Origin of the sequence: Candidatus Pseudomonas auctus (assembly GCF_048654275.1) — a bacterium.
Taxonomy (GTDB): Bacteria; Pseudomonadota; Gammaproteobacteria; order Pseudomonadales; family Pseudomonadaceae; genus Aquipseudomonas; species Aquipseudomonas pharyngis.
Window position 1 is genome coordinate 74,988 of the sequence record NZ_JBJYZK010000016.1, and the last position, 14,249, is coordinate 89,236.

Sequence of the window (14,249 nt, forward strand, 5' to 3'; positions counted from 1 at the left end):
AAAGATCGCAGCCTTTTGCAGTTTCTCCGGGAACTGCAAAAGGCTGCGATCTTTGCTTTTTCTCGTCTGCCGGAAAGTCTCCCCGCCATTCCATTGACCTGCCACAGACCCACGACTAACGGACCATGGATAATGGCTTTGTAGTGGCGTTTAATGCAGTCACAACAATGAGAACAAGCGTGGGGTAACAAAATGACGAGAGATGGATCTCTGGTTGCGGCTCTGCCTGCACCAGTTGTTTTGCCGAAGAATCGCTGGTTGACGCCGACCCTGCAAAGCATCGCCCTGATGCTGTTGCTGGCCGGGATGAGCCTGGGCGAATGGCCCTTGTACATCGGCATGCCGCTGGCGGTGCTGATCGTCTGGCTGCCGCGCCTGCGTTCCCGGGCGGTTCCCGATGCGCAACCGGTCGACAGCAGCAACGCGATGTCCGAGCTGACTCGCGACCTTTCCTACACCACCAGTCATAACGCGCTATCAGCTGCTGGCGTGGCGTTTTCCGTCAAGGAGCTGGCCGGCAAGCTTCAATCGCAACTCGACGCCGCCGCGCAGATCGTCAACAACGCTGAAGTGATGATCGCCACTGAGCAAGCCACTTCGCAGCTCAGCCGTGAAGCCTTGGGCGCTGCCAGCGAAGCCCATCACAGCAGCGCGGCGGGGCGCACCGAGCTGGTGGATTCCATTTCGCGCATGCATCAGCTCAGCCAGCGCGCCAATGCCAGCCGCGAACTGATCGAAGCCTTGAGCCAGCGCAGCGATGACATTCAGCGCGTGACGCTGGTGATTCAATCCATCGCCAGTCAGACCAACCTTCTTGCATTGAATGCCGCCATCGAAGCAGCCCGGGCCGGCGAGCACGGTCGTGGTTTTGCGGTGGTGGCGGATGAAGTGCGCGGTCTGGCGGCGCGTACCGCGACAGCCACCGGTGAAGTGGGCGAGATGGTCGCCGACATCCAGCAACGCACGGCGCAGGTGGTGGAGCAGATTCGCCAGCTCTCCGACGATTTGCACACGGGCGTCGAGCAGGTCGAACACACCGGTCAGCACCTGGAAAACATTGCGCGACTGGCGGCCGGGGTGGAAACCCAGGTTGGCGAAATCGCCCGAGGCGCGGAAACCAATCGTGAACAGCTCGACAGCCTGTTCACCGCCATCGAACAGATGCGCAGCGATCTGGCGATCAGCGACCAGCAGACCCGGCGTCTGGCCGAGGCCGCCGTGCAGATGGAAGGGCAGGCGGAAACCATCAGCGAGCGTCTGGCCGAAGTCGGGCTGGATGACTATCACCAACGCATCTACGACCTCGCCCGCGAAGGGGCTAGCCAGATTGCCGCGCGGTTCGAGGCCGATGTCGAGCAGGGACGCATTAGTCTTGAAGACCTGTTCGACCGCCAATATCAACCGATTCCCGACACCCAGCCCGCCAAGTTCCAGACTCGTTTTGATCGCTACACCGATCAGGTGCTGCCGGCCATCCAGGAACCGTTACTGCCGCGTCACGAAGGTCTGGTGTTCGCCATCGCCTGCACGCAGCAGGGTTATGTGCCGACCCACAATCAGGCATTCAGCCAACCGCTGACCGGTAATGTGCAGGTCGATACCGTCAACAATCGCACCAAACGCAAATTTGCCGACCGCACCGGAATCCGTTGCGGCAGCCACCAGCAACCGGTGCTGTTGCAGACTTACACCCGCGATACCGGCGAGTTGATGCACGACCTGTCGGTGCCGATCATGGTCAAGGGCCGGCATTGGGGCGGGTTGCGTCTGGGCTATAAACCGGAGAAGCCGCGCTCAGCCATTGTTGCCGGAACTGCAATTAAGCTGTGCAGCGGCGTTGCTGTTTCCTCTTGATCCAAATCATTAACATGCCCACATAGTTAGGTTGCTAATGAAGTTGGGAGGTCAACATGCAATGCAGAGTCGATGTCGCGGTGATGATCGGCAGCGGTGTACCCGCCGGTCTGCGCGCGATGGGGCAAAGTGTCTGCTGGGTGGTGCTGCTCAATGGCGAACGCCGGGGCACTGCGTTTGCAAGTCGTAACGAGGCGGAAGAGTGCAGGGCCGCATGGCTGGCGCAATTGAGCGCTGAAACCGGTGACAGCCTGCACTGATCAAGATTACTTGCCCCGGTGCAGGCGCACATTCAGCTCATCGACCATGATGGCTTCCTCGCCATCGGCCCGCAGCCACTCCTTGAGCATTTGCGCCTGTTGTGGGCTCCAGAAGTCGGCGTCGATCAGCTTGGTATCGGCATCCAGCGGATGGGCTTCGATGAAGTCGTCGATCGCCGTTTCCTCCGAAGGCAGCCCTAATTGGTCGAACAGGGTTGTCAGATTGTACGCAGGCAGTTCCATGGTTTACTCCTTGAAGGATGGTGGGGTCGATCGCTCTCTTTATCTGAGGTGCTCGCTGGCCAGGAGTTCGATCCGGGATTCCAGTGAACGGGCGAGGGCGCAAGCGGCGTTGTGATTCTCACGGAAACCTCTGACAAGCCCCGTCGACTTTTCCCTGATATGGAAAAAGCCGTTGCCCGCCGGGATTACCTGAAACAACGGTGCCTGACCGCAACACTCGATTGCAGGAACAGTCTCGAAGGCTGGAGTGTTCAAGGCAAAGGCGGGTTCGTGAGTCACGGCAAAATGCGTCATAGTGCACATATGAAGTCCTTTTCATGGATTGACCCGCATTTACAGGGTGTTGCGGGTAGTCGCGAACAGCATCGCTGCTCTAGAATCGCCAACACCTGTTGTCGGCATGGCGCTATCTAAAGCAATTTTTTGCGTGCGATATGTCGGAAAAATGCTTTTGTTGGTGAGTTTTTTCCCTAAAGTTCGTAGTCAGTTTTTCCTGGCCGGCCGTGATGCGTTTTCCTTCAACATTTGGAGAACGTCTTTGCAGGTTTCGCGAGTGGCATTCCAGTAGTCTTGTGCAACTCGCGTTGAATGAGCACTTCGCTCGCTCAGGCGTATATTCGAGTCATCGCGCAACACCTTCGGCCCGGCCGACTTTTTCTGCTGTGCGCGCTTTCGCGTATGGCACTCTTTTCAAGTGTGGGGATGTTTCTTTGGCAGTCAGTAACCTCGATATGCATGCTTTGTTCGTGCTGGGTGATTTGCGGGCAAAGCTGGTCAAGCAGTTTCAATCACGTTTTGTTTACATCACCGAGCAAAACGCCGAAGGCATTTACGTTGCCGAGATCGACACCGAAAGCGCATTGGTGGTCGATGACAAACCTGGCCTCAAGCTCAAGGTCGGCGATCATTTCAGCGCGTCGGTACTGCCCAGCCGTGAAGGCGGCAAGATGGACATCCGCTTTCGCGAAATCAAAATGACCGTGTACGGTCTGGGCGACTACGCGTTCGTCACCACGGCCGATGGCCACGCCATCGTGTTCAAGGAAGGCCACAGCGCGGTTACCGTGTTTGCCGCCAATGAACAACTGCAGGAAGGCCTGACCAAAACCCTGAAAGCCGTCACCGCCAAAGCCGCCAAGTGGCGCAAGGGCGAACTGGTGACGTTCAAGGCCAGCGAGTGAGCCGCGCCGATTTCCATTTGCAGAACCTCGACAGCGCCCGTGAAGAAGCACGTCGATTGTTCACTGCAAAGGCTGAGTTGAAGGGCGCCTGGCTGGGGTGGGTCGCCTCGCAGATCTACGCCTTGCAGCCTGCGGAATACGCCAGCATGGTCAGACGCGAGCTGAAGATCCTGCAGGAAATGTCTGAAAAGTAGCCTCGTGCGTGTCATGCCCCTGAAAAAGCAGGAACCTCGTCTACAGTCAGTTGACTGAGTATTCAGAGGCTTGCGGTCTTCTGTCAGGCCATCCTGCTATTGCTGTGAACGGCACGAGGTGCAAAAGCATGAACGGATTTCGACGGTTGCTGGCTGCCGGGTTGACCACATTCGGCCTGATGACGGTGGTGCCTTCGGTGAGCGCGGCACAGGCGCCGATTCACTTTGCCGATCTGAACTGGGAAAGCGGCAGCCTGATCACCGACGTCCTGCGGATCATTGTCGAGAAGGGCTATGGCCTGCCGACCGATACCTTGCCGGGCACCACCATCACCCTTGAGACTGCGCTGGCCAACAATGACATTCAGGTCATCGGCGAAGAGTGGGCCGGGCGCAGTCCGGTATGGGTCAAGGCGGAGGCCGAGGGCAAGGTCGTCAGCCTGGGCGACACGGTCAAAGGCGCTACCGAAGGCTGGTGGGTGCCGGAATACGTGATCAAAGGCGATCCGGCCAAGGGCATCAAGCCATTGGCGCCGGACCTGCGAAGCGTCAGCGATCTGAAGAAGTACAAGGACGTGTTCAAGGATCCGGAAACCCCGAGCAAGGGCCGATTCCTCAACAGCCCGATCGGCTGGACATCGGAGGTAGTGAACAAGCAGAAGCTCACGGCGTATGGCTTGCAGAATGACTTCACCAATTTCCGCAGTGGTTCCGGTGCTGCGCTGGATGCCGAGATCAGTTCATCGATCCGCCGGGGCAAGCCGGTGCTGTTCTATTACTGGTCGCCGACGCCGTTGCTCGGCAAGTTCAAGCTGATCCAACTCGAAGAGCCGCCGTTCGATGCCGAGGCCTGGAAAACCCTGACCGACGCCGACAACCCCAATCCGAAACCGACCCGGTCACTGGCCTCTAAGCTGTCGATCGGGGTGTCCACGCCGTTCCAGAAACAGTATCCGCAGATCGCCGAGTTCTTCAGCAAGGTCGACTTTCCGATTGATGATCTGAACAAGGCGCTGGCCGAGATGAGTGAAAAACACACACCACCTCGGGATGCGGCGACAGCGTTCATGAAGGCGCATCCGGATGTGTGGCAGGCGTGGCTGCCGAAGGATGTGGCAGATAAGGTTTCAGCTGATTTGAAATAGAGGTTGAATCAACGGACCTCATCGCGGGCAAGCCCGCTCCCACAGGTTTTTCGGTGTGCTCTGAGCTTTGAAAACACATCGATTCCTGTGGGAGCGGGCTTGCCCGCGAAGCTTTTAGAAGCGGGTTTGCACAGCCAGCTCAAAGGTGCGCGGTGTGCCGAGGTAATACGCCGGCGATACATGGGCGAACTCGGCATACACCTCATTCGTCAGGTTGCGCACTCGTCCGGTCACGGTGGTGTGCGAGTCCACCTTGTAGCTGAGAAAGCTGCCAAACAACGTGTACGACGGCACGGTCATGGTGTTGGCCGTGTCGGCGAACACCGACGCCACGTACCGCGCATCGACCCCGCCTTGCCACTGCGGCGAGAAATCATAGGTCAGCCACAGATTGCCCACCCGGTCCGGCACGTTGGTCGGTGTATTGCCCTTGCGCGAAACCACTACGCCGGCGGCGTTCTTCTCGTTGAACTCATCGTATTGCGCATCGACCCAGGCGAAGTTGCCTTCGGCCAGCAACTTTTCGGTGATCCGCAGCGAGCTGGCAATCTCGATGCCCTTCGAAGTCTGCTGGCCGACCGGAATGCTGCTGGTCGGGTCCAGTGGATCCGTCACCGCGAAGTCCTTGCGCTCGATGGTGTAGGCGGCCACCGTCGCCGAGCCGCGTCCGTTCAGGTAGTCGAACTTGCTGCCGATTTCCCATTGCTTGCCGGTCGAGACATCGAAGTCCTGCGTGCCATTGGGTTGCTCGGCGGCGGTGCTGTATTGCACGTACACATTGGCTGACGGTATGAATTGGTATGTCATGCCGACACGCCCTGTGACCGGTTCCCAACTGCGCTTCAAATGACGCGGGTTGCTCGCGGTCACCGTGCGATGGTTGGTCACATCGAGGTCGATGTCGTCATAGCGCAGACCGGTTAACAGCGAGAGCTTGTCGGTCAGTGCCAGGCGGTTTTCGGCAAACAGCGCTTTGGTCGTGACTTCGTTGGTCTTGTCGCTGACGAAACCCGGCATCGTTCCGGGGATGTCATAGAAATGCCCCGGTTGGTAGTTGTTCGGGTCCACCGCGCTGGCGCCTTTGACGTTCAGCGGCGAGTTGGTGGTCTGGTTGACCTTGTATTCGAATCCGCCGGACCAGGTGGTGTCGAGGCCGAACAGGGTGTTGTCGTGGCGCAGTTCGAATTGGTTGCCGTTCTGCTCGCCCTGATGTCGCACCTGATACGCAGTGGAGCGGTTCACCGCGCTGTTGTCGGCGTTGTATTGATAGGTTTCCAGGTTGCGGTAATCACGCTGACTGTCGAGGTGATAGAGGGTGTTGCGCAGGGTGGTGCTGTCGTTGATCCGGTAATCGATGATCGAGCGCACCCAGATCGTCCGCTGCTCGTAGCGGCCGTCCTCGACGTTGTAGTTGTTGAAGCGGTTGTGCTTGTCGATCTTCAACTCGCCGGCCTTGGGGTTGAGCACCGGCGTGCCCCAGTACGGGCTGTCTTCGTGTTCGTCCTGATATTCCAGGGCCAGGGTGTGCGACAGGTTCGGCGTCAGATCGCTGAGCAGCGAGAACGCCACGCTCCAGGCATCGCGTTCCTGGCGGTCAATGTAGCCGTTGCTGGTGTTGTGACTGACGTCGAGTCGCGCGTAATGCTGAACGTCGGCACCGGGTTCGGTCAGCGCGTGATTGAGGCCGAACGCGGTTTCGGTGGTGTCGTAGGTGCCATAGCTGACCCGGCCTTCAATGGCTTGCTCGGCGCGGCTGGCCAGTTTGGTCACGTAGTTCAGCGAGCCACCGACCGAGCCCGCGCCGTTGATCAACGATGACGGGCCGCCGACCAGTTCCACCCGGTCATAAATCCATGAATCCACTGGCCGCGCCAGCCCGCCGGAAACGTTGACGCCGTTGAACATCTGGGTGATCTGGCTGCTGGTGAAACCGCGATAGGAGACGAACCCGCCAAAGCCCGGCGGTGCACTGGCGTTCACGCCCGGCAAGGTGTTGGCCGCGTCCTGAAAGTTTTGCGAACCGCGACGTTCGATGTCACTGCGGTTGGCAATGGCCACCGAGGCCGGGGTGTCACGCACGCTGAGGCCGAGGCGCGAGGCCATGCCGCTGGACTGGTCGAGGCTCAGGCCGGGTTCGGCGCCGGACTCGCCGTCAATAGTGATCGGCGCCAGATCCACGGTGGATTGCGCCCAGGCGTTGACGGACAGGCAGCCGCACAGGCTCGCCAGCAAGGTAAGTTGTTTCATTGATTGAATCCTGAATGCTTGTTCTCGGAGTCAGCGCACAGGCGAACGCCGCGCGTTGGCGCAGTGGGCTGACAGATCAAAAAGGCAAGGGCACTCAGGCGAGCGGCGGGGCGCGGGGATTGGCCGAAGGCCAGATAAAGCGGGCAGGAAGGTCGGCGCTGACGATGGCCGGCAGCGGCGGGCTGTGTTGTTCCGGCAGAATCGCCAGGGTCAGGCTGGAGTTGAACGCCGGGCCCATGCCTCCGGTGGAGCACAGCGGACAGCCGAAGGCTTTGGCCAGGGTAGGCAGTTTTTCTTCGGCGGGATTTGAGGCGAGCGGCGCCTGGGTGCTCGGGTCGACGGCACAGAACTGTCCGCCGATACCGTTGAGCTGCATACCGACCATTTGTCCGTGACCGATGCTGCAGGCGAACACGTTGAACAGGACGCAGCAATAGAGCATCCAGGCCAGCAGTGAGCGATCGGTACGGGTGAATTTCATGGGGCGGCACTTTACCGCACCGCCGATCGGTCGTGCACATGGAAAAATGCCGACTAGGATGTTTTGTTCAAATCCCTTTCAAGGATTCTCGACCATGACCTTTGTGTTGGCTCAATGGCTGGTGACGATATTCGCGGTGATCAGCCTGATGCATGTGTATTGGGCGATGGGTGGGCAGTGGGCGGCCGTGGCGGTGGTGCCGCAGGTTCCGGTGGATAACGGCGGGCTGACCCTCAGGCCTGCGTTCAAGCCGTCAGGCTGGATCACGCTGGTGGTGGCGGCAGCCCTGCTACTGATTGCCGCACTGGTGTGCATGCGAGTGGGGTGGTGGCTGCCCGCCGTGCATCACTGGGCGCTGCAATGGGTGATCAGCGCGATTGCGCTGTTGATGTTTGCGCGGGCGATCGGCGATTCGGAGCTGGTGGGTTTTTTCAAGGAAGTGAAGGGGTCGCGGTTTGCCCGGCTCGACACTTGGGTTTACTCGCCGCTGTGTTTGATTTTGGGAGCCGGGCTATTGGCTGTTGCCTGGATCTAGCTGCCGGTTTCAGTACGTCGGCTGCTGACCTCGGCCGGCACATCATCCCCGGCCATACGCTTGCGGAACAACGCCGCCCGCGCCAGCAGCAGGGTGGTCACCGGCACGGTGATCGACAGCAGAATCGGGATCAGCCATGCGTGCAGCACCGGCCCGGACTTGAGTGCGGAAAAACAGATGATCGAGGCTAGCGCCACGCACCACGCGCCCAGCGTCGAGGCCAGCGCTGGCGGGTGCATGCGCTGGAAGTAATCCTTCATCCGCAGCAGGCCGGTCGCACCGATCAGGGCGAAAATACCGCTGAGCACCAGCAGAATCGCCACCGGGATTTCCACCCACAAAGACAGTTCAGCGTTCATTCGATCACCTCGCCACGCAGGAGGAATTTCGCCAGGGCAAACGAGCCGACGAAGCCGAACAGCGCGATCAGCAGCGCCGCTTCGAAGTAGGTGTCACTGGCATAACGAATCCCCAGGGTCAGCATCATCAGCATGGCGACGATGTACAGGTAATCCAGCGCCAGTACCCGGTCCTGCGCCGACGGGCCTTTGAACAGGCGCACCAGCGTGAGGACCATGGCCAGGGAAAACAGGAACAGCGTCAGCAGAATGGCGTTCGACAGCAGCGGGCTCATTCGAAAATCTCCATCAACGGCCGCTCGTAAGTGACCTTGAAGTGCTGGATGAACTGCGCCTCGTCATCCAGATCCCAGACGTGCAGCAACAGAATGCTGCGATCCAGCGCCAGTTCCGACCAGACTGTGCCGGGAATCACCGTGGTGATCATCGACAATGCTGCCAGGCCGTTGGCGTCGCGCAGGTCCAGCGGCACCTTGATGAAGCGCGAGCGAGGCGGGCGGCGACCGGCGTTGAGCACGCCCCAGGCCACCTGCAGGTTCGAGACGATCACGTCACGCCCGACCAGCAGAAACAATCGCAGGATCGTGCCCGGGCGGCGGATGTGAATCCGCTGCGGGCGCAATTTGCGCATCATCAGCGGGGCGCAGAAACCGAGTACGGCACCCAGCAGCAGGTTGCCCGGGCTGACCGACAGGTTCAGCACCAGCCACAGCAACCACAGCGCAAGCGACAACCACGGAGCCGGAAACAGACGCTTCATGGCTGCACCTCCAGCAGCGCAGCCTTGGCTTCCGGGCTCGGCACGGCGCGGGTGCCGAGCACCGCCATCACGTATTGCTGCGGATTGTTCAGGGCATCGGCCGCTGCCTGGGTGTAACGCAGCAGTGGTTCAGCCTTGAAGGTCAGGGCGATGCTCAGACCGAGCAGCAGGAAAATCGGTGTGCATTCCAGTTTGCGCAGCAGCGGCGACGGGCGCTCCTCGGGCGACCAGAAGCGCTGGATCCCCAGGCGCGAGAACGCCATCAGCGAGCCGAGGCCTGTAAGAATCAGCAAGGCCAGTAAGCCCCAGGCGGCATTCGAGATCGGTTCGCCTGCGCCGAGGCCCAGCGGATTGAGCAGGGCACCGATCAGGCTGAGCTTGCCGATGAACCCGGACAGCGGCGGCATGCCGATGATCAGTAGCGCGCAGGCAATGAAGCTCAGACCGAGGAAGGCCATGGTCCATGGGATCACCTGACCGACCACCGCTTTCTGATCGTCGTCGAGGTTGATGCCCTTGACCGGACGCTGCCATTCCTGCGGACGCGGCAGCAGTTCGTTCTCGTCTTCCAGCGGCACTTCGATGGCGGTGCGCGAACGTTCGATCAATTCGGCCAGCAGGAACAGCGCACTCAGCGCCAGGGTCGAGCTGACCAGATAGAACAGCGCGGCGCCGATCAGGTTTGGCTGGGCGAAACCCACGGCCGACAGCAGGATCCCCGCGGACACCAGAATGCTCAGGCTGGCCATGCGTTCCAGGCGTTGCGCGGCAATGATCGCCACGCCCGCGCCGGCCATGGTCGCCATGCCGCCGTAGATCAGCCAGTCACCACCAAAATACGCCGAAGCGCCGGCCTGGCCCGAGAACAGCAGCGTCCACAGGCGCAGCAGGGTGTAGACGCCGACCTTGGTCATGATCGCGAACATCGCCGCGACTGGCGCGCTGGCCGACGAGTAGGCCGGCACCAGCCAGAAGTTCAGCGGCCACATGCCGGCCTTGGCCAGGAACGCCACGGCCAGAATTCCCGCGCCGGCGTGCAGCAGGCCACGGTCGGCTTCCGGCACCAGCGGGATCTTCAGGGCCAGATCCGCCATGTTCAACGTGCCGGTCACGCCGTAGATCAACGCAGCGCCGATCAGGAACAGCGACGAGGCCAGCAGGTTGATCGAGATGTAATGCAGCCCCGACGACACCCGCGCCCGGCCCGAGCCGTGGAGCAGCAAACCGTAGGACGCGGCCAGCAATACCTCGAAGAACACGAACAGGTTGAACAGGTCCGCCGTCAGGAATGCGCCGTAAAGGCCCATCAACTGAATCTGGAACAAGGCGTGGAAGCTCGACCCGGCGCCGTCCCAGCGGGCCATGGCGAACAGCAAGGCGCTGACGCCAATGATTCCGGTCAGCACCAGCATCAATGCCGATAGGCGATCGACCACCAGCACGATGCCGAACGGCACCTGCCAGTTGCCCGGCAGATAAACCCCAATCGAACCGGGCACGCCGGTGGTCTGGGTCCATTGCAGCAGCGTCACCGAGATGCCGAGGCCGAGGAGGCTGGAGAACAGGTTGATTTTCGCCTTCAGCGGACGGTGCTTTTCGCCGAGCATCAGCATGATGCCGGCGGTCAGCAGCGGCAGCAGGATCGGTGCGGCGATCAGGTGAGTCATCGCCGTCATTCCTTGGGCTCCCTTCCGTCAACGTGGTCGGTGCCGGTCAGGCCTCGTGAGGCCAGCAGTACCACCAGAAACAACGCGGTCATGGCGAAGCTGATGACGATGGCCGTCAGCACCAGCGCCTGGGGCAACGGGTCGGTGTAATTGAGCAGATCCTGTGGCACGCCGTCCTTGATGATCGGCTCCTTGCCGATGAACAGGCTGCCCATGCTGAAGATGAACAGATTGACCCCGTAGGACAGCAGGCACAGGCCCATCACCACCTGGAACGTCCGTGGTCGTAGGATCAGCCAGACCCCAGACGCGGCGAGCACACCGATGGCGATTGCGATGACTTCTTCCATCAGGCGGCTCCTTTGGCGGCAGCGGTTTTATGGCCCCGGACCGATTGGTGGGCGAGGGCGGTGAGGATCAGCAAGGTCGAGCCGACCACCACGGCGTAGACGCCGATATCGAAGAACAGCGCGCTGGCGATATGGATATCACCCAGCAGCGGCAGGCTGAAGTGCCAGGTGTGGGTGGTCAGGAACGGATAGCCCACCGCCATCGCCCCGAGGCCGGTGACGGTGGCGAACAGCAGGCCGGTGCCCATCCAGCGCAGTGGGCGCAGGCTCATTTGCGCCTCAACCCACTGAGTGCCGGCGACCATGTATTGGAGGATGAACGCCACCGACATCACTAGACCGGCGACGAAGCCGCCACCCGGCTGGTTGTGCCCGCGCATGAACAGGTAGAACGACACCACCAGCGCAATCGGCAGCAGCAGGCGCACCAGTACCGCCGGCACCATCATGAAACCGAGCGCGGTGTCGCTGGCCGAGCGCGGGTTGACCAGATCGGTCACCACGTCGGGGGCGAGCAAGCGTTGCTGGGCCGGCAGTTGCAGGCTTTCTTTCGGCGGGCGGAAACGACGCAGCAGGGCGAACACGGTCAGGGCCACGGCGGCCAGCACTGTGATCTCACCAAGGGTGTCGAAACCACGGAAATCCACCAGCATCACGTTGACCACGTTGCTGCCGCCGCCCTCGGGCAGGGCGCGACTCAGATAGAATGAGGAAATGTCGTTCGGCGTCTGCCGGGTCAGCATCGCGTAGGACAGCAGCGCCATGCCGCCACCGACGGCAATCGACAGCAGCAAGTCGCGCAGACGTCGAACCCGCGCCTTGCGCAGGCTGCTTGGCAGCGGCGAAACCTCTTCGATCCGCCGTGGCAGCCAACGCAGGCCGAGCAGGATCAGCACGGTGGTCACCACTTCGACCACCAGTTGTGTCAGGGCCAGATCCGGCGCCGAGAACCAGACGAAGGTCACGCAGGTCATCAGGCCGCAGACACTGACCATGGTCAGGGCGGCGAGACGGTGATACTTGGCTTGCCACGCGGCGCCGAGGGCGCAGGCGATTGCCAGCAGCCACAGGGTCACGAACACGATCGAGCCCGGGATCTTCGGCCGGTCGCCCCAGCTCAGGCTGCTGTGCAGCATCGGGATCAGGCCGGCCAGCACCGCCGCCAGCACCATCAGGAACAATTGCGCTTGCAGGCGCTTGGTGCCGATTCGTCGCTCCAGGCGTCGAGCCAGGCGCATCATCGCCACCAGGCTGCGTTCGAACATTCGCTTGCCGTTAAGGCGACCCGCCAGCGGCGGATACTTGAAGCGGCCGCGCTTGAGTTGGTTGCGCAGTAGCAGATACAGCACGATGCCGCCGGACATGGCGATCAGACTCATGATCATCGGTGCATTGAGGCCGTGCCAGATCGCCAGGCTGTATTCCGGCAGCACGCCACCCACCACCGGCAACGCGGCAGCGGCGAGCAACGGGCCGACCACCTGGGCCGGGAAAATCCCCACCAGCAGGCAGGTGAACACCAGCAACTCAACCGGTGCACGCATCCAACGCGGCGGCTCGTGCGGGGTGTGCGGCAGGTCGGTGGCGGTCGGGCCGAAGAATACGTCGACGGTGAAACGCAGCGAATAGGCCACGCTGAACATACCGGCAATGGTCGCGACGATCGGCAGGCTGGTTTCAACCCAGGCGGTGGCGTTGATGAACACGGTTTCGGCGAAGAACATCTCCTTGGACAGGAAACCGTTGAGCAGCGGCACGCCGGCCATGGACGCACTGGCGACCATCGCCAGGGTGGCGGTGAATGGAATCAGTTTGAACAGGCCGTTGAGCTTGCGGATGTCGCGGGTGCCACTTTCGTGGTCGATGATCCCGGCGGCCATGAACAGTGAAGCCTTGAAGGTCGCGTGGTTGAGAATGTGGAACACCGCCGCCACAGCGGCCAGCGGACTGTTCAAACCCAGCAGCAGGGTGATCAGGCCGAGGTGGCTGATGGTCGAGTAGGCCAGCAGCCCTTTGAGATCGTTCTGGAACATCGCGCAATACGCGCCGAGCAACAGCGTGGCGGCGCCGGCGCCACTGACAATGTAGAACCATTCTTCACTGCCGGACAGCGATGGCCACAGGCGGGCCAGCAGGAAAACCCCGGCCTTGACCATGGTTGCCGAGTGCAGGTACGCCGAAACCGGTGTGGGGGCCGCCATCGCGTGGGGCAGCCAGAAGTGGAAGGGGAACTGGGCGCTTTTGCTGAGCGCGCCGATAAGAATGAGGGGAAGCAGGATGGGGTAGAGAGCGTGTGCGCGAATCAGATCGCCGGCGGCCAGGACCTTGTCCAGGTCATAGCTGCCGACCACATGGCCGAGGATCATGACCCCCGCCAGCAAGCACAATCCTCCCGCGCCGGTAACCATCAACGCCATGTACGCGCCACGACGCGCGTCGTGGCGGTGGTGCCAATAGCCGATCAACAGGAACGAGAAAAGGCTGGTCAGCTCCCAGAAAAACACGATCTGGATCAGGTTGCCGGAGATCACCAGCCCGAGCATGGCGCCCATGAATGCCAGAAAGAACGCGAAGAAACGCGGCACCGGATCGTCCGGCGACATGTAATAACGGGCATATAAAGAGACGAGGGTGCCGATGCCCAGCACCAGCATCGAGAACAGCCAGGCGAAGCCGTCCATGCGCAGGACGAAGTTCAGGCCCAGGCTGGGCAGCCAGGTGAATTCTTCGCGGATCACGCCGCCGTGGGCGATCTGCGGATACAGCATCGCGACCGAGACAGTGCCGATCAGTGCGACCAGACCTGCCAGCAGGGATTCGGCGTTACGTGCGTTGTGCGGCAGCACGGCTGCCAGACAACTGCCCAGAAAAGGCAGAAGCAGTAGAACTATCAGGGACATAGGCTTCTAATCTGCGGAAGTTTGTGAAGCATCATACGTGCCAGCTCCCGGATCGCCAAACGCGAGGATGTCT

The 14,249-nt window shown here is 61.2% G+C and carries 16 protein-coding genes; 6 read left to right on the top strand and 10 right to left on the bottom strand.

Going from position 1 to position 14,249, the window contains the following annotated elements:
- Nucleotides 1–573: 573 nt before the first annotated feature.
- Both ACKUG4_RS24340 and ACKUG4_RS24345 read left to right on the top strand, forming a co-directional pair.
- Complete coding sequence (locus tag ACKUG4_RS24340; RefSeq protein WP_445435039.1) at nt 574–1,854, top strand: methyl-accepting chemotaxis protein; 1,281 nt, start codon at nt 574–576, stop codon at nt 1,852–1,854.
- 56 nt (nt 1,855–1,910) lie between these two features.
- A complete protein-coding gene (locus ACKUG4_RS24345; RefSeq protein WP_039767042.1) occupies nt 1,911–2,114 on the top strand; it encodes a hypothetical protein in 204 nt (67 codons plus the stop codon).
- A gap of 6 nt (nt 2,115–2,120) precedes the next feature.
- Here the strand turns inward: ACKUG4_RS24345 and ACKUG4_RS24350 are convergent, their stop codons facing one another.
- Nucleotides 2,121–2,357, bottom strand: a complete 237-nt coding sequence (locus ACKUG4_RS24350) for a DUF2789 family protein (RefSeq protein ID WP_039767041.1) — start codon at nt 2,355–2,357, stop codon at nt 2,121–2,123.
- Nucleotides 2,358–2,396: 39 nt separating this feature from the next.
- Entirely contained in the window at nt 2,397–2,660 is a 264-nt protein-coding gene (locus ACKUG4_RS24355; protein ID WP_064597411.1) for a hypothetical protein, read from the bottom strand.
- A gap of 407 nt (nt 2,661–3,067) precedes the next feature.
- On the opposite strand from ACKUG4_RS24355, the gene ACKUG4_RS24360 reads away from it, so the two are divergent.
- The 3 genes from ACKUG4_RS24360 (at nt 3,068) to ACKUG4_RS24370 (ending at nt 4,877) form a co-directional block, all read left to right on the top strand.
- The gene (locus ACKUG4_RS24360; protein ID WP_007950541.1) at nt 3,068–3,538 is read left to right on the top strand and encodes a hypothetical protein; all 471 of its coding nucleotides are present in this window, start codon (nt 3,068–3,070) and stop codon (nt 3,536–3,538) included.
- Complete coding sequence (locus tag ACKUG4_RS24365; RefSeq protein ID WP_064597410.1) at nt 3,535–3,732, top strand: hypothetical protein; 198 nt, start codon at nt 3,535–3,537, stop codon at nt 3,730–3,732. The genes ACKUG4_RS24360 and ACKUG4_RS24365 overlap by 4 nt, the downstream gene beginning before the upstream one ends.
- Nucleotides 3,733–3,860: 128 nt before the next feature.
- Nucleotides 3,861–4,877, top strand: coding sequence for an ABC transporter substrate-binding protein (locus ACKUG4_RS24370; protein WP_064597408.1), 1,017 nt, complete (start codon nt 3,861–3,863; stop codon nt 4,875–4,877).
- Between the two features lie 114 nt (nt 4,878–4,991).
- Here ACKUG4_RS24370 and ACKUG4_RS24375 read toward each other — a convergent pair whose 3' ends face one another.
- Nucleotides 4,992–7,124, bottom strand: a complete 2,133-nt coding sequence (locus ACKUG4_RS24375; RefSeq protein WP_445435000.1) for a TonB-dependent receptor — start codon at nt 7,122–7,124, stop codon at nt 4,992–4,994.
- Nucleotides 7,125–7,218: 94 nt separating this feature from the next.
- Complete coding sequence (locus ACKUG4_RS24380) at nt 7,219–7,605, bottom strand: DUF2946 domain-containing protein (RefSeq protein WP_011334690.1); 387 nt, start codon at nt 7,603–7,605, stop codon at nt 7,219–7,221.
- A 94-nt stretch (nt 7,606–7,699) separates the two neighbouring features.
- Here ACKUG4_RS24380 and ACKUG4_RS24385 point away from each other — a divergent pair, with 94 nt between their 5' ends.
- On the top strand, nt 7,700–8,140 hold the full coding sequence (locus ACKUG4_RS24385) for a DUF3995 domain-containing protein (protein ID WP_007950535.1): 441 nt from the start codon (nt 7,700–7,702) through the stop codon (nt 8,138–8,140).
- On the opposite strand, the gene ACKUG4_RS24390 is transcribed toward ACKUG4_RS24385, so the two are convergent.
- The 6 genes from ACKUG4_RS24390 to ACKUG4_RS24415 are packed head-to-tail and all read right to left on the bottom strand — an operon-like array spanning nt 8,137 to nt 14,176.
- Nucleotides 8,137–8,499: a Na+/H+ antiporter subunit G gene (locus ACKUG4_RS24390; RefSeq protein ID WP_064379433.1), complete on the bottom strand. Its 363-nt coding sequence runs from the start codon at nt 8,497–8,499 to the stop codon at nt 8,137–8,139. The genes ACKUG4_RS24385 and ACKUG4_RS24390 overlap by 4 nt on opposite strands.
- Nucleotides 8,496–8,774: a K+/H+ antiporter subunit F gene (locus ACKUG4_RS24395; RefSeq protein WP_011334688.1), complete on the bottom strand. Its 279-nt coding sequence runs from the start codon at nt 8,772–8,774 to the stop codon at nt 8,496–8,498. The genes ACKUG4_RS24390 and ACKUG4_RS24395 overlap by 4 nt, the downstream gene beginning before the upstream one ends.
- On the bottom strand, nt 8,771–9,259 hold the full coding sequence (locus ACKUG4_RS24400) for a Na+/H+ antiporter subunit E (protein WP_039767025.1): 489 nt from the start codon (nt 9,257–9,259) through the stop codon (nt 8,771–8,773). Before ACKUG4_RS24400 ends, ACKUG4_RS24395 begins: the two co-directional genes overlap by 4 nt.
- Entirely contained in the window at nt 9,256–10,935 is a 1,680-nt protein-coding gene (locus tag ACKUG4_RS24405) for a monovalent cation/H+ antiporter subunit D (protein WP_445435001.1), read from the bottom strand. The genes ACKUG4_RS24400 and ACKUG4_RS24405 overlap by 4 nt, the downstream gene beginning before the upstream one ends.
- On the bottom strand, nt 10,932–11,276 hold the full coding sequence (locus tag ACKUG4_RS24410) for a Na+/H+ antiporter subunit C (protein WP_003192163.1): 345 nt from the start codon (nt 11,274–11,276) through the stop codon (nt 10,932–10,934). The genes ACKUG4_RS24405 and ACKUG4_RS24410 overlap by 4 nt, the downstream gene beginning before the upstream one ends.
- Nucleotides 11,276–14,176 (bottom strand): monovalent cation/H+ antiporter subunit A, encoded by a 2,901-nt coding sequence (locus ACKUG4_RS24415; protein WP_445435002.1) that lies wholly within the window; start codon nt 14,174–14,176, stop codon nt 11,276–11,278. Before ACKUG4_RS24415 ends, ACKUG4_RS24410 begins: the two co-directional genes overlap by 1 nt.
- Nucleotides 14,177–14,249 lie beyond the last annotated feature (73 nt).

Excerpts from the sequence above, each read along its gene's own strand:
- ACKUG4_RS24400 (WP_039767025.1), bottom strand. The coding sequence starts at position 9,259 with ATGAAGCGTCTGTTTCCGGCTCCGTGGTTGTCGCTTGCGCTGTGGTTG.
- ACKUG4_RS24385 (WP_007950535.1), top strand. The coding sequence starts at position 7,700 with ATGACCTTTGTGTTGGCTCAATGGCTGGTGACGATATTCGCGGTGATC.
- ACKUG4_RS24355 (WP_064597411.1), bottom strand. The coding sequence starts at position 2,660 with ATGTGCACTATGACGCATTTTGCCGTGACTCACGAACCCGCCTTTGCC.
- ACKUG4_RS24415 (WP_445435002.1), bottom strand. The coding sequence starts at position 14,176 with ATGTCCCTGATAGTTCTACTGCTTCTGCCTTTTCTGGGCAGTTGTCTG.
- ACKUG4_RS24345 (WP_039767042.1), top strand. The coding sequence starts at position 1,911 with ATGCAATGCAGAGTCGATGTCGCGGTGATGATCGGCAGCGGTGTACCC.
- ACKUG4_RS24380 (WP_011334690.1), bottom strand. The coding sequence starts at position 7,605 with ATGAAATTCACCCGTACCGATCGCTCACTGCTGGCCTGGATGCTCTAT.
- ACKUG4_RS24340 (WP_445435039.1), top strand. The coding sequence starts at position 574 with ATGATCGCCACTGAGCAAGCCACTTCGCAGCTCAGCCGTGAAGCCTTG.
- ACKUG4_RS24375 (WP_445435000.1), bottom strand. The coding sequence starts at position 7,124 with ATGAAACAACTTACCTTGCTGGCGAGCCTGTGCGGCTGCCTGTCCGTC.
- ACKUG4_RS24390 (WP_064379433.1), bottom strand. The coding sequence starts at position 8,499 with ATGAACGCTGAACTGTCTTTGTGGGTGGAAATCCCGGTGGCGATTCTG.
- ACKUG4_RS24410 (WP_003192163.1), bottom strand. The coding sequence starts at position 11,276 with ATGGAAGAAGTCATCGCAATCGCCATCGGTGTGCTCGCCGCGTCTGGG.
- ACKUG4_RS24405 (WP_445435001.1), bottom strand. The coding sequence starts at position 10,935 with ATGACGGCGATGACTCACCTGATCGCCGCACCGATCCTGCTGCCGCTG.
- ACKUG4_RS24350 (WP_039767041.1), bottom strand. The coding sequence starts at position 2,357 with ATGGAACTGCCTGCGTACAATCTGACAACCCTGTTCGACCAATTAGGG.
- ACKUG4_RS24395 (WP_011334688.1), bottom strand. The coding sequence starts at position 8,774 with ATGAGCCCGCTGCTGTCGAACGCCATTCTGCTGACGCTGTTCCTGTTT.
- ACKUG4_RS24370 (WP_064597408.1), top strand. The coding sequence starts at position 3,861 with ATGAACGGATTTCGACGGTTGCTGGCTGCCGGGTTGACCACATTCGGC.